This is a genomic window from Dolichospermum compactum NIES-806, assembly GCF_002368115.1.
GTDB classification, from domain to species: domain Bacteria; phylum Cyanobacteriota; class Cyanobacteriia; order Cyanobacteriales; family Nostocaceae; genus Dolichospermum; species Dolichospermum compactum.
In genome coordinates, this window is sequence record NZ_AP018316.1 from 955,780 (window position 1) to 969,650 (window position 13,871).

The 13,871-nt window shown below is 37.5% G+C and carries 15 protein-coding genes; 7 read left to right on the forward strand and 8 right to left on the reverse strand.

The annotated features are described in order from the left end of the window. Positions 1-88: 88 nt before the first annotated feature. The 5 genes from CA730_RS04515 to CA730_RS04535 all read right to left on the reverse strand — a co-directional run bounded on the left by CA730_RS04515 (position 89) and on the right by CA730_RS04535 (position 4,509). Positions 89-1,063 carry a PrsW family intramembrane metalloprotease gene (locus tag CA730_RS04515; protein WP_096664505.1) on the reverse strand — a complete coding sequence of 325 codons (975 nt, stop codon included), beginning with the start codon at positions 1,061-1,063 and terminating at the stop codon, positions 89-91. After that, positions 1,056-1,976 carry a class I SAM-dependent methyltransferase gene (locus tag CA730_RS04520; RefSeq protein WP_096664509.1) on the reverse strand — a complete coding sequence of 307 codons (921 nt, stop codon included), beginning with the start codon at positions 1,974-1,976 and terminating at the stop codon, positions 1,056-1,058. Before CA730_RS04520 ends, CA730_RS04515 begins: the two co-directional genes overlap by 8 nt. A 120-nt stretch (positions 1,977-2,096) precedes the next feature. Then, complete coding sequence (locus CA730_RS04525; RefSeq protein ID WP_096664512.1) at positions 2,097-3,248, reverse strand: HetZ-related protein 2; 1,152 nt, start codon at positions 3,246-3,248, stop codon at positions 2,097-2,099. A gap of 513 nt (positions 3,249-3,761) precedes the next feature. Next, on the reverse strand, positions 3,762-4,109 hold the full coding sequence (locus CA730_RS04530; RefSeq protein WP_039199651.1) for a carbon dioxide-concentrating mechanism protein CcmK: 348 nt from the start codon (positions 4,107-4,109) through the stop codon (positions 3,762-3,764). Between the two features lie 88 nt (positions 4,110-4,197). Next, the gene (locus tag CA730_RS04535; protein WP_096664515.1) at positions 4,198-4,509 is read right to left on the reverse strand and encodes a carbon dioxide-concentrating mechanism protein CcmK; all 312 of its coding nucleotides are present in this window, start codon (positions 4,507-4,509) and stop codon (positions 4,198-4,200) included. 141 nt (positions 4,510-4,650) lie between these two features. Between CA730_RS04535 and CA730_RS04540 the strand changes: the two genes are divergently transcribed. From CA730_RS04540 to CA730_RS04555, 4 genes are all read left to right on the forward strand, one after another. After that, positions 4,651-5,538 carry an alpha/beta fold hydrolase gene (locus CA730_RS04540; RefSeq protein WP_096664518.1) on the forward strand — a complete coding sequence of 296 codons (888 nt, stop codon included), beginning with the start codon at positions 4,651-4,653 and terminating at the stop codon, positions 5,536-5,538. 45 nt (positions 5,539-5,583) lie between these two features. Next, the gene (locus CA730_RS04545; protein ID WP_096664521.1) at positions 5,584-6,003 is read left to right on the forward strand and encodes a YeeE/YedE family protein; all 420 of its coding nucleotides are present in this window, start codon (positions 5,584-5,586) and stop codon (positions 6,001-6,003) included. Positions 6,004-6,020: 17 nt separating this feature from the next. Then, on the forward strand, positions 6,021-6,464 hold the full coding sequence (locus CA730_RS04550) for a DUF6691 family protein (RefSeq protein ID WP_096664524.1): 444 nt from the start codon (positions 6,021-6,023) through the stop codon (positions 6,462-6,464). Positions 6,465-6,535: 71 nt separating this feature from the next. Then, positions 6,536-7,543, forward strand: coding sequence for a DsbA family protein (locus CA730_RS04555; protein ID WP_231939975.1), 1,008 nt, complete (start codon positions 6,536-6,538; stop codon positions 7,541-7,543). Positions 7,544-7,671: 128 nt separating this feature from the next. Here CA730_RS04555 and CA730_RS04560 read toward each other — a convergent pair whose 3' ends face one another. Next, complete coding sequence (locus tag CA730_RS04560) at positions 7,672-8,205, reverse strand: hypothetical protein (protein ID WP_096664527.1); 534 nt, start codon at positions 8,203-8,205, stop codon at positions 7,672-7,674. Between the two features lie 286 nt (positions 8,206-8,491). On the opposite strand from CA730_RS04560, the gene CA730_RS04565 reads away from it, so the two are divergent. Beyond that, complete coding sequence (locus CA730_RS04565) at positions 8,492-8,863, forward strand: zinc ribbon domain-containing protein (RefSeq protein WP_096664530.1); 372 nt, start codon at positions 8,492-8,494, stop codon at positions 8,861-8,863. Positions 8,864-8,886: 23 nt separating this feature from the next. Here the strand turns inward: CA730_RS04565 and nblS are convergent, their stop codons facing one another. Then, positions 8,887-10,878 carry a two-component system sensor histidine kinase NblS gene (nblS, locus tag CA730_RS04570; protein WP_172891156.1) on the reverse strand — a complete coding sequence of 664 codons (1,992 nt, stop codon included), beginning with the start codon at positions 10,876-10,878 and terminating at the stop codon, positions 8,887-8,889. A 322-nt stretch (positions 10,879-11,200) separates the two neighbouring features. On the opposite strand from nblS, the gene CA730_RS04575 reads away from it, so the two are divergent. Both CA730_RS04575 and CA730_RS04580 read left to right on the forward strand, forming a co-directional pair. Next, positions 11,201-11,794, forward strand: a complete 594-nt coding sequence (locus tag CA730_RS04575; RefSeq protein ID WP_096664533.1) for a cytochrome b/b6 domain-containing protein — start codon at positions 11,201-11,203, stop codon at positions 11,792-11,794. Positions 11,795-11,819: 25 nt separating this feature from the next. Beyond that, positions 11,820-12,527, forward strand: coding sequence for a molybdopterin-dependent oxidoreductase (locus CA730_RS04580; protein ID WP_096664536.1), 708 nt, complete (start codon positions 11,820-11,822; stop codon positions 12,525-12,527). Between the two features lie 55 nt (positions 12,528-12,582). On the opposite strand, the gene CA730_RS04585 is transcribed toward CA730_RS04580, so the two are convergent. Further along, positions 12,583-13,824 carry a hypothetical protein gene (locus CA730_RS04585; RefSeq protein WP_096664539.1) on the reverse strand — a complete coding sequence of 414 codons (1,242 nt, stop codon included), beginning with the start codon at positions 13,822-13,824 and terminating at the stop codon, positions 12,583-12,585. Between the last annotated feature and the right edge of the window lie 47 nt (positions 13,825-13,871).

A 13,871-nucleotide genomic window follows, 5' to 3' on the forward strand; every position in this document is an offset into this window, starting at 1 on the left:
AAAAATTATGATGATTAACCCTATTTTGTCAATTTTTTGTTTGTTGCTCTTTTAGGACGCATTGCTCATAATGCTCTTTAGCAGATTATCAGTTAAACAAATGCCGACGACTGGCTAAACTACGTAAATAGCGATAAATTAACCAAGCTAAAAGTCCTAAACCAAAATTGAATAATAGTTCTTGGACTATAAAGCAGAAAATTTTCGGATCAAACCAAAGTTCCCACCGCAAAGGACTAATTTTTCTGGAGATAATCAGTAATCCAAATAGAGAATTTCCGCCTAGTGATAGGATTAACAATACTAAACCTCTTTCCCAAGTGCGGGCTGAAGATGTACGTCCAGAAATTAACTGTAAAGGATGTTTTTTATGGAGTTTTCGCAGTAGTTGTTCTAACCGCCAAAACAGCCATAATAGTACAGGAAATAAACAATAAATGAGTAAATTTGTGGGTCGTGAAAACCTCACAGAAATAGATAAAATATTGACTAAAGCATGAAAGAAAACAGAATTTAACCAAGCAATAAAAATCAAGTGCCGGTTTCGATTTAACCTTTTATCGGCAGAAATATATATTGCTAAAGCGTATCCCCAAGGAGCAGAAAACATGGCATGGACTGGTGTACCAATGCTCCGGTCGAGAATTGAAGACGTGCCGTGAGATAAATAAATCCAGGTTTCTTCGGCTGTGAAACCTAAAGCTACGGCTATGGTAAATAAAAAAACTGTAGTAGCTCGGAGATGATACTGACGTTGTAAATAGGAAATGGGCAGAATAACTGCTACTAATTTACAACCTTCTTCAATGGGAGCGATCGCTAATATTTGCCGAAAAACAACCCCAGAAAAATGACGCTGTATCTGTTGCCAATCTAAAACCAGGTTAGCCACATTTTCCATAGCCCATTCTAAGCCCAGAGCAGCAAAACCAGAAATAGCACCAATAATAAACAAAACCCATAAATTGAACCAAGGTGGGGCAGCAGGAGTTCTGCGGTAATAAAACCACAAAAACAGCAGGGGGGGAATAACTGCCCACAACACTAAATATAAATTAGCCACTCACCTGAGCAATGATAGTACGGTGACGAGGACTATTGCTAGTAATAGTAGGAGCTTGGAAACCTGCCCCAATTAAGGCTTGTTCAATATCAAAGCTGAAATATTCGTCTAAATAAGGTTCGGTACTTTTGAGCAGCGTCAAAACATAAGTTGGCATTTTTTTGTAAATTTCCGATTTGGGATTCATGTCCATAATTGCTAGGTGGCCACCGGGACGCAAAATACGTCTAGCTTCAGCAAAAATCTGGTGAGTTGCTGATTGGGGTAATTCATGACACATCAAAAAAATCGAAGCTAAATCAAAGGAAGCATCTGCTATGCCTGTAGATTCTGCTTGACCATGTACCCAGTTAATTTGGGTTTGACGTTCTTGGCTACGATAGTTAGCTACAGCTAGGAAGTAAGGAGATAAGTCTAAACCTGTAATTTTGGCGTGGGGATAAACTGCCTGTAGGGCAAAGGTACTCATCCCGACGCTACACCCTAAGTCTATAACATCTTTTGGCTGCTCAGAAATAGAATTTTTGAGGATATCGTGGAAGCTTTGGCGGAGTTTTGCGTCACCTTGATTTTCCGGTTTCTGCCAAATCCTAGAGTGGACAGCATGAGCCGCAGATTCTACTTCAAAAGCAGCTTGCCAACTGAGATTTCCCGTTTCATAGGCGTGGAATGAGGTGACGTAGTAATCTGGGTAGTTTAGCTGCGGATTTTGGACTTGCGCTAAATCGCTTCCCCAATCACGGGTTTGCAGTTTCTCTACTTCCTTTGTCCAAAATACACCAATTTTTTCAGCCCGTTTAATCATCATTTGTCTAGCTTGGTGTTTAGCAAGATTAGCTACGGGTTTAATGGCTAAGATGCTATTGACGAAACGGGATGCTAAATCAGGTTCGGTCTTGATCGTAGTAGTCATAAATCAATTTTATCGGGAACACTCTTTTTAACTTATGACATATTGGCTGGATTTGAGTCTATACCTGGTTAAATTTAGCATTTTCTGAATTAATGATGAAACTCCTTCCACAAAAGGTTTTTAATCCTGACTCCTGCTATAATTCTGAATTCTCAGAGTTTGGGCAGCAAGATAAATTTTTGTCCATTCACCTAGAACTTGATGATTTTTAAGTTGTAGTTGTTGGGCTATAGTTTCTATGGAGTTACCTGCTTTGCGGAGGTTGAGGATTTGTTGTCCTAGAGGGGTGATTGTTTCTGGGAGTTGTTGCCATTGGGTTTCTGTTAGCCCTAGATTATGTTCTTCTAGGGAGATGGATAGCCAGTTATCAATTAGTTCTGGTTCACCTTTGATGGCAAAAACGCGGACGGCATGATAACTGAGTTTTTCCCGGAGACGATATACTTCTTTGATGGGTTTTTGGAGTTGTTTGGCAATTTCTTCTTGGGATTTGCCTTGCAGATATAAGCGCAACCAGTCTACTGCGTGTTGTCCAATATTTTCTAATAGGTATTGTTCAAATTTTTCTTGTACGAGTTGACGGTTGACTATTTGTTCTTCTAGGTGTTGGGTTTCTTGATATTGAGCGATCGCCTGATTATCAACTAAGCTAACTGGATTGTCGTTGTTTTCTGCGAGAATTTCCTCGGAAACAAGTTTCACTAATTCGCTGCTAGGTACTTGTGTCAAGCCTCCCCGCTGAATCCGTCGCAGGTAGTTAACAAAGCGGTACATTAAGATCGGTTGATTCCGAACTGGACGTAAACAATATTCTTCGATACTGGCAAATAGTAATGTGTCCCGCAATCTTTTGTCCGTTGTTAATGCGGCAATGTGAGTCATTTGTTGTTGGATATATGAGTCACTTTGCATCAGTTCTTGAAGGACTTCTTGCAGGACATCGACAACACTACGTTGGCGATCGCGGCTCAGGGATATCCACGTTTGAATTTTGTTTCTAACCGCCACTACACTACCCAATCGGCTAATCAGTTGACTATAAGCCTTTTCTCTGCCCATACCTAAATAACGTTTGTGCAGAATTCGCCACCGATATTCCATTGCTTGTTTAGCAATTTCTAATTCTTTTGGGTTAAGTAAATTAAACCTTTCTAAATCTACTCCCAAAAGCCAGTCAAGAATACTTTGTCTGGTAGCCTGACTTTGTTCTGGACATTCTGTACTTAGTCGCTGTTGCCAATATTCAGCTAGATTTTCCCCATCTTTTGTCATAGCGATATTGCGCTCCTCGAAATTAGATTTAGCGATTTAGTAGCAGGTAATAACTCCTATTTGATTCGTTCAATAGACCCCAATACCAAATTAAGATGAAGCTACATTCAATAAGATTTCAAAAATAATTAACCGCAGATAAACGCAGATTAAGACGGATGAATTAATGGATTTCATCTACAAGATTCAGCCGTTTTGAAGATCATGATATTGCTAGTACCGCAGAGCAGAAGTCAAAAGTCAAAACGAAGACATTATAGGCTTTTTACCGATTAAGAATGGTCGGTTTACTTACGCCGTGTTGTGCTAGTTAGGGAAAGAGGGAATAGGAGGTCACTTGATTTTGGATTAACGATTTTGGATTTTGGATTGACGTTAGCGAAGCGTACGCAGCGCAGTGAGTATTTTTCCGTCCTCAAGCACGGGGACTCATACCAAATTTTTGTAATCTAAAATCTAAAATTCCCGGTTATTACCCATTACCCATTACCCATTACCAGCCGAAAATACCAATTAGCCTCTGGCCGCACCAATAATGGGATTTTCCACAGAATCTCGATATTGTTGAACGTCTGCTGTATAAGCAATTGGCAATACAGCTTCTACGTTTTCGTGGGGACGGGGAATAATTACCCAAGATTCGAGAGTACCACCATAAACTTTTTCTACAGCATCCACACCTGCTGCCATAGCGGCTTTGACTTCAGAAACGTCACCACGAATATTGACGGTAAAGCGAGCGCTACCAACTCTGATATAACCAACGAGGGTAACTCGACCGGCTTTTACCATTGCATCTGCTGCTGCGAGTACGGCGGGAAAACCCTTGGTTTCTAATGATCCAACAGCCTGTAGTGACATTTTTAATCTCCTGTTATGAATATAAAGTTATCGGTTGCTACAAATTATTTTTATGAAGGAATGCTTCAATTTTTGATAGCGAACTTACTTAGAAAATACGGAAAGGTTCAGATTTGGAGGTGAAGTGGATAGGTAAGACTGTTTCCACATTTTCCGGGGGATTGGGAATAATGTAGTGGGTAATAACCTCACCGCCATAAACTTCTTCACCAGCAACAATTCCAGCGGCTACGGCTGTTTGTACTTCCGCAACGTGGCCTCTGACAGCAACTATCATCCGACCACTTTCGGCGATACCGTAATAGACAATGGTGACACCAGCAGCTTTAACCATTGCGTCTGCTGATGCTAAAACCGCAGGAAAACCTAATGTTTCAATTGCGCCAACTGCCATTGGCATGGCTTGAATCTCCTACTTTTGGGATAACCGATTCTTATTTTACGGGGATTGTGTACCTATTTTAATTTTTGGGGAAATTTTCTTTTTTAATTGGTGACTGGGATTAGCTAAGGTGAGCCGCACTGATGTAAACTAGACTTTATGTTTCCAAGTTTTCTTCCTGCCGCAGTTGGTCAACTCACAGAACCAACATCCATCGCTTTGGCTGAAAATATCCAAAGTCAGGCGATTATTGCTCATACCGCCAATGAACGCATTAATACCACTTATGTCCAAAAAGGTCACGGTGGTACACCGATTTTATTAATTCATGGTTTTGATAGTTCGGTGTTAGAATATCGCCGACTTTTGCCGTTGCTGGCGGAAAAAAACGCAGTTTGGGCTGTAGATTTATTGGGATTTGGCTTTACAGATAGATTACCGGGGATTGCTTATAGTTCTAAAGCCATTAAAAACCATCTCCACTCGTTTTGGCAAACCCTGATTAACCAACCTGTGATTTTGGTGGGTGCGTCAATGGGTGGTGCTGCGGCTATAGATTTTACCCTCACCTATCCAGAAGCAGTTAAACAACTGGTATTAATAGATAGTGCGGGATTAAAAGGTAATTCCCCATTAAGTAAATATATATTCCCACCTTTGGACTATTGGGCGACAGAATTTTTGCGAAATCCCAAGGTACGTAAAAGCATTTGCCGAACCGCATATAAAAACCCTAATCTCATCTCTGAGGATGCTTTGTGTTGCGGAGAATTACACTTACAAATGACTAATTGGACTCAAGCCTTAATCGCCTTTACCAAAAGTGGCGGTTATAGTGCTTTTAAATTTCCCCAACTTGCCCGAATTGAACAACAAACCTTAATTTTATGGGGCGATAGTGATAAAATTTTGGGAACTGGGGATGCGCCCAAGTTTGCCAAAGCTATTCCCCAAAGTAAGCTAATTTGGATTAAAGATTGTGGACATATTCCTCATTTAGAACAACCGCAAATTGTCGCTCAAAATATATTAGAATTTGTGAATTAATTTCATAATTCATAAATTTTATAAGAGGATAAATAGTAAATTATTATGGCTGAATTTAACTGGATTAACGGTCTAATTGGGGGTATCCTCATTGGTATCAGTGCCACTATTCTTTTAGCATTTAATGGTCGGATAGCCGGAATTAGTGGCATGATTAATGGTGCTATCAGTTTTAATAAAAACGATGCTTGGCGCTGGTTGTTTATGTTAGGAATGTTAGCTGGTGGTGCTATTTATGAATTTATTTTGTCAACCCAACCGACTCCTACTTCCAAGTTTGCACCCTTAACTATGATTATTGGTGGCCTTATCGTTGGTTTTGGGACGAGAATGGGAAGCGGTTGTACCAGTGGACATGGAGTGTGTGGTTTAGGTCGCTTGTCAGTGCGATCGCTTGTAGCTGTTCTGACTTTTCTTGCCAGTGCTTTTGTAACTGTATTTATTGTCCGTCATTTGTTAAATTAATAAGGAGTAAAGGACCCATGAATACTAAACAATATTTGACAGTTTTTATTTCAGGTTTATTATTCGGGTTGGGTTTAGGATTTTCTCAGATGATAGATAGAGAACGAGTTATTGGTTTTTTAGATTTAGCTGGAGTTTGGGACGCGACACTGTTGTTCGTCTTAGGAGGTGCTGTGACTGTAACTTTAATCTCCTTTCGCTTTGTATTAAAACTTCCTAATCCGTTATTAGACGATAAATTTTATTTACCTACTCAGAAAAATATTGATTCATCTTTAGTTGTAGGGTCAGCAATTTTTGGTATTGGTTGGGGGATTTCTGGCTATTGTCCCGGACCGGGAATTACCGCTTTAGTATTAGGCAGTCTCAATCCTGTATTGTTTTTAATTGGCTTAATTATAGGTTCTTTAACTTATAAGTTTTATAGAGATTTGAATCAACAGTCAAATCTTAATAGTTAACCAATTAGTAATAAGTTGATAAAAAAATTTCAACAAATATTGCAGTACATAACATTGAGGAAAATAAATCAATGAGTTTACCACTAAATACAGAAAATTTGCAATTATTGATTAATTTAATCCCTGAAGAAAAAATCTCTTTCTGGAAAAGAGTTTTTGAACAATTTGATGTAGATAACAGCAAAACTTTAGATGTGGCTGAATTAGGTGAAGTCATCCACTCAATGGGATGTAGACAGTCAGAAAAGCAGATTCCTATGGCGATCGCCACCATTACCGGCAGTCAAGACACCCATATAGTTAACTTTGAACAGTTTTTGGCTTTGATGCAACTCGATTTACTGGGAATATCAACCTTACCAGGATTAGTAACTGAAGCAGCCCCACCAGCTATTACCGAACCAATTCAGATTACTTATTTTATTGATATTCTTTGTATTTGGGCATATATTGCTCAAATTCGGATTGATGAATTGAAATCTAGATTTAAAAACCAAATAGTGATTAATTATCACTTTGTTTCCGTATTTGGAGATGCCCGTCACAAACTAGAAAACCGTTGGCGCGATCGCGGTGGATTAGCAGGTTATAGTAACCACGTTCAAGAAGTAGTAGCAAGATTTAATCACCTCAGTGTACATCCAGAAGTTTGGAAAAATGTCACTCCCCATTCCTCCACCTCAAGTCATTTATTCCTCAAAGCTATTCATTTACTAGAAAGCAAAGGATTAATAGAAAGCAAAGGAACACAAAGTTGTTGCGAAACAGCTATTACTGCTTTACGTCAAGCTTTTTTTCAGGATTTACAGGATATTTCCCATCGCAAGGTACAGTGGTCAATTGCCGAAGCTTTAGAATTTCCCATCAGTCAAATTCAAGCAGAAATTGATAGTGGTGCAGCCTATGCCGAACTGTCGAGAGATTTTCAAGAAGTGAAAGATTATAACGTGACTGTTAGCCCGACAATGATTTTTAATGAGGGACGACAACGGCTTAATGGCAATGTGGGCTATCGGGTTATGGAATCTAATATTCGGGAATTAATTTCCAATGTACCCGGAGAAGCATCGTGGTGCTAAATATGTGAAAATTTCTCTCTAGTTTTAGGGCGCTTTACTACTGGATAAATCCTGTAAATAAACAGATTGTTGGTATCTGACGCACCCTACCAATGTGCCAGTTGCGTAAGTACTGTATTATTCTCGCTTTAGTCATATAACCAAGTATTTTGGGAAAAATCCGCACTATCTTGATTGGGCTTTTCTTGCAGTCTTTCTATTGATCTATGAGATTTTTTGTATTGGATGGATTTGGAAATTTGACTAGCTTGTTGACTCATCTGTGGATAAGATGGTTGAGTAGGTTGTTTTAAAACCTTGATTTCTTCTAGCAACTGAGAATTAGAATCTGCTAATTGTAATGCGGTTTGTTTTGTCTCATAAAGTTCCCTCGTTAAACGTTCTACCAATGCTTCTTTTTCTGAAAAATCTGTTTGTAAATCACTAATTTTTTTGATTAAAGTGGATTCTTTTTGTTTTAATGTAGAAACTGTTTGCTGCAATTCTTTAATACTGGCTTCTATTTCTAACTGATTATTGATGGGAATAACAGGAGTATTATCTGTTGGTACTTGGGTTTCTAATACTGCTTCAGCCGAAACTTCAATTACAGGTTCACCTTGTAGGGGTGTAAATTTTGTGGTTTCTTCTTGTATTAAGTTAGAGAGATTTTTTTTAGGCATTACTTTATCAACTCCAATTACGCCGTCATTATTTAAGTATACGTCTTGAAGTGACAATAAGATCTTAGATTCCCAATTTATTGGAAAAATTGGATATTTAATTATTTTAGTTCATGGAGGATTAGCTGTATAGAATAAGATTTCAGGAATAATGATTGATGAGGTACAGGATATAACTGCAAAGCTAGACACTAAGCCAGTTTTACTCCTGACTCGGTGACTCCTGGTGTATTAGTCCAGATAATAGGTAAAATTAAGATGTTTACTTATCTATCCTTTTTCTATTTTGGCTACTATACCTTGTCCTCGTTGTCATCAAATTATTGATAGTAAAGCAATTACTTGTCCTCAATGTCGCTTATTGCTGAAAGCTTACGGACATCCTGGTATTCCCTTGCACCGCGCCCAAGGAAATGATTATTTATGCGACAGTTGTAGTTATCATTTTGATCATACTTGTAATTTTTCCCAATATCCCTATGCTCAAGATTGTACTCTCTATCAAAATATGGAAGAAAGTACATTAGAATTGCAAAAGCAAAATTCTCATTATAGCTTGAGTATCAGGGTTAATAATTGGATAAAACGCCATCAAACTCTGTTATTAATACTAGCTTTGTTATTAGTTTGTTTATTAATAACCTTGTTTAATACTTGATTCTGATGGTATTAGCTGTCTCCTTAAACTTGGTTTAATTCTAAGGTTTCTGGCATAGTTTCCACAGTTGATAAAATCTCTTCCTCAAATATTTCTAAATCAAACCAAAAAGTAGTACCGATACCAACTTCACTCACCAAATTTACTTGACTATGATGCCTGTCCATAATGTTTCTGACAATTGATAAACCTAAACCTGTTCCTTCTAGAGTATGAACTCTATTTTCTACACGAAAGAATCGGTCGAAAATTGCTTGTTGATCTTCTGGTGCGATACCAATTCCTGTATCACTAATTTCAATTCTCACTTTACCAGCATGATGGTGAGAATAAGAATTAGCATTTAGTTGATAGGCACGAATAACTACCTTACCACCAGCTAGAGTAAATTTAAGAGAATTACCAATTAAGTTGCCAAATACTTGCAGTAATAAATCATAATTGCCCAGAACAAAAGGTAAATCAGGATTAAGTTCTTGGTATATTTCAATGCCTTTATCTTTGGCATTAAGTTGATAAGTACGTAATGTCTGTTCTATGGCTTGTGGTAAATCTACTTTATCAAAGGAGTAATTTCGACCTGATTCAAGTTTTGATAAATCTAAAACGTCATTAACTAAACGGGTGAGTCTATCAGTTTCATTATTAACTGTTTGCAGAAATTCTTTGCGTTCATCAATCCCTAAATCTTCGCCATAATCATGCAGGGTTTCAATATAGGTTTTAATGTTAAATAAAGGTGTGCGTAATTCGTGAGAAATGTTGCTGATAAATTGGCTTTTTGCTTCATTTAATTCTACTTCCCGGCTAATATCTTGGACAGTGATAGCTATGCCTTTAATACTTTCTCGTTGCAGGTTGAGAACTGTGGTTAAAACAATGCGAATTGTGCGTTGAGTAGGTTGTTTTAGGAGGATACGAAATTCGGCACTTTCACATTCACCGGCTGCCATTTCATACAAAGTCCGGGATATTTCCATTTGGACACTATGGGGTAAGTGATGCAGTATATTACTACCAACAACATCCACACCTTCCCAAGCAAAAATCCGTCTGGCGGTGGGATTGACTAATATTACTTGCATATTATTATCAATCAAGACTGCACCATCAGCAATGGTGGAAACTAAGGTTTCTAATTTAGCTTTTTCGGCAGTTAATTCTTCAATATTTTGTTCTTCATAACGTTCTAGCCGTTCTGCCATTTCATTGAAGCTGAAAATTAGTTCTCCTAGTTCACCACCTAGTGGTATATCTATCCGTTGTTTAAAATTTCCAGCCGCAATTTGTTTAACGCCTACTAGCAATTCTTTAATAGGTTTAGTAATAGTTAAAGCATTAATGACTCCTGCTAAAATCACCATGACCCAAATTGTGATAAAAACAGCAATGGTAACATCACGGGTGAAATTAGTAGATATGACTGCGGTTTGATTAGGGTTAATACCAACTGCTAACACACCTAAGTATTTTTTATTGACTATTAAAGGCACAAATACATCTGTAACTGCGCCATCGGGGGTGTTATGCTGCCTAACCATTGGCTGGTCTTCATTGCCAGGATAATCTTCTGGTAGTTGGATATGGCGCTTAATGGTGAGGGAGTTTTCTACCTCTGGTTCCCAAAAGGGAAGACCAAAAAAGATTTGCCCAGTTTCATCGGCGTATAACATATAACGCACGCTAGAAGTGGCACTGAAAAAACGCTGAGAAAATTGGGCAACTTCAGTTAAATTGTGATCGGCAATGAGGGGGGCTACATTTGCCCCCAGAAGTAGTCCTAGATCACGACCAAAGCGGGTATCATTGAGACGTGCATCTTGCTGAATTGTGTTTACAGCCCAGAAGGTCAAACCACTCATGACTAAGGAAACCATGAGGGTGGCAACAGCTAGGAGTTTAGTCTGAAGGGTGAATTCTGACCACCAATTGGCGATACCTGCGGCGAGGGATGTGATCGCTTTTGACACGCCAGAGACAAATTCATCTCGTAAATTTCTGAAAATAGCCAGCATCTTAAAATACAAGTGTTAGTAAGTAGTTGGACAAAATTAAATTCAATTGGGTCGTCAGGGAAAAGGGAACGGAAAGACAATATGTGTAAATTTTGTCCTATTACCTCTTCTTTCCTAATTTAACTATGTTTTTGGAGTAATCGTGAAAACTAAGTTGAAACAGAGGTTATGTGATGTGACTATTACAATGTAAAATAAGTAATAATCTCAAGTTCAACATCAAGAATATTTTGACTTTCCCACTTAAACTCACATTCTAGCTCAGTAAATTATTTCCCAAATACTTATAACCTAACCGAATTAAAATTTTTCTATCCTATTTATGACTTCTCCTGAAATACCCCGCAAATTACCCAGTCAAGCGATCGCTGCGAAAATTTTTCACGCCGGCAATATCATTAGTTTATTTATTATGATCACCAGCGGCTTGCAAATTTACAATGCCAACCCTGTCTTTGGTGGACGTGGTGGATTAACTATTTTCCCCCTGTTTACTTTAGGTGGTTGGTTGGCTGGAGGTAGACATTGGCATTTTGCAGCCATGTGGCTATTTTCTCTCAATCTGTTTTGCTATGGAATTTATATTGTTGTTACCCAACGCTGGAAAAATAGATTTGTTAGCGACAAAGATATCAAGGCATTACAAAAAACCCAGAATCACCAACGTTTAAACTATGCTTGGCATCGAATTATTTATACAGCCATCATTCCTATTTTATTACTAGCAATATTTACAGGTATAGGAATGTATAAGCCTGCTCAATTTTCTTGGATAGTTGATATTTTTGGCAGTTGGCAAGCATTAAGAATTGTCCACTTTGCTTCTGTACCGATAGTGGTAGTATTTGTCTGGTTTCATTGGCGGTTAGGGCAGAATGTAGGCGGCAATGCCTTAACAAAATCTATGTTTTGGTAAAAACTATCAGCATTGAGGAATTAAAATGAATAATCATGAATTTGCACGGAGAAAGTTTTTACAAATTTCCGGTTTTTCGAGTATGAGTTTATTACTGGGTGGTTGTGGTACACCCATGTTTGCAGATTTTGTAGGAACACTTTCTGAACCTCTCAATCAGAAATTTGAAGAGTTAATATTTCAACCTCAAAAGCCAGTTCCAGAATTTTTACCTAGTCAAATTGAACCAAGCAAATTAATAGTTAATAGCTTTAAATCTACACCAATTATTGATTTAGAAAAATATCGTTTAATTATAGATGGTGAAGTAAATCATCCTCTGAGTTTGAGTATGGCAGATATTCAAGCCTTACCTCTCACTTCCATGATTATTCGTCATGTTTGTGTAGAAGGTTGGGCAGCAATTGTGGAATGGGGTGGCATTCGTTTGCGGGAAATTATCGCCCTTTCTCAACCTAAATCTCAGGTTAAATATGCCTATTTTAAATCAGCAGATGGTTATTATGAAAGTTGGGATATAGCCTCAGCTTTACACCCACAAACCCTATTAGCTTATCAAAAAAATGGTGCAGCTTTGCCTGTGGAAAATGGTGCGCCTTTGCGATTAGCTTCACCCATTAAACTTGGTTATAAACAAAGTAAATGGGTAACACGAGTTACCCTCACCAGTAAATTATCAAATGCTAAAGGTTATTGGGAAGATATGGGTTATGAATGGTTTGCTGGATTGTAAATGTAATCCTCAGATCTCCGACTTCTCAAAGAAGTCGGGGATCTATATCACGTTTTCATTTTTTTACTAAAATATAGGCATTTGTATATTCAGGTAATTTTTGAATATATTGTTCAAAATCTTTTTCACTAGCAAAAGTTCCTGCTAAGAAATCAAGTTGATAGAGGTTAGGTAAAAATGCCCCACCTGTATCGGCAATTACGCCCATTTTTAACCGTTTTTGATTGTCTTCAGTGACAATTATTCTGCCCAAACCAATGTTTAGCACATCTCCTGCAAATGTTACTCCTGGTTTAATGGATATTTTAGCATCTATTTTATATCCATAACCTTTAATTGCATCAACTTCTTGAAAATACCAATACCGCTTTTGTGCAGTGGCTTTTAAGCCTCGAATATAGGACATTCCATTATTTTTGTCTACGTTTAAAAACTCTTTAGTCCCATCAGTAAAATTAACTAGAACAGTTCCCTGCATTAGTGCTGCTTCTAAACCATTGCGAGTTAAATAAGCAATAGGTTTAACTTTGCCAAATTCCTTACCTCCAGGTTCATAAATACCTGATAAAACGTCTTGTTTTGTATATTGAGTGTAAAATTTATTTTGATTTACTTCTTCGTTAATGGCGTAAATTGGTGTATTATATTTAGAAGTCTTTTGTCGAGAACCGGGATGAATAAAAGCTGCATATTTAGTAATTCTTAATTTTTTTTGTTGAGGATTTTCTGGGTTATGGGCAGACCATTTAATTACGCGAAAATTGGCGTTAATAAAGTTAGGATCTTGTAACCGAGTTGTCCGCTTATTAGAAATGTCTTCTTCTAAGACGACAATCATAAAATCTAATGTTTTGAGAATATCTTTAACGGTAACTCCTTGAGTTACTAAGATCCCTGTGCGTTGAATATCGGGATCTTCTTGAGAGTATTTTTGAAAATATTGTCTAGTATTCGTGAGTACGGTTAATAAATCAGCTTGATTAAAATTTATGGGGTTATTTGGTAATTTTCCTGCTGTCAATACTCGATTAGAATTTATACTGTATTGATATTTTTTCCATTCATTAATAACTGAATAGAATGTGGATTTTTCATTATTTTTGGCATTTATATTAGACGGTTTTGGCGTAGATAAATCATCAGAAAATACTTGAATTGCAGGATTTACTATTTGGGATAATGATACACTTTTAACAATTTGTTGTTGTTGAATTGGTTGCTTATTAGTGAAACTAATTATCAATAAAGTAGTAAGAACTGCTGTAATTTTGAATTTTTGATTAAATAGAATACGCATAATTCATGAAGACCAACAATGATTATGCCCCATTTTAGCATTCTCAG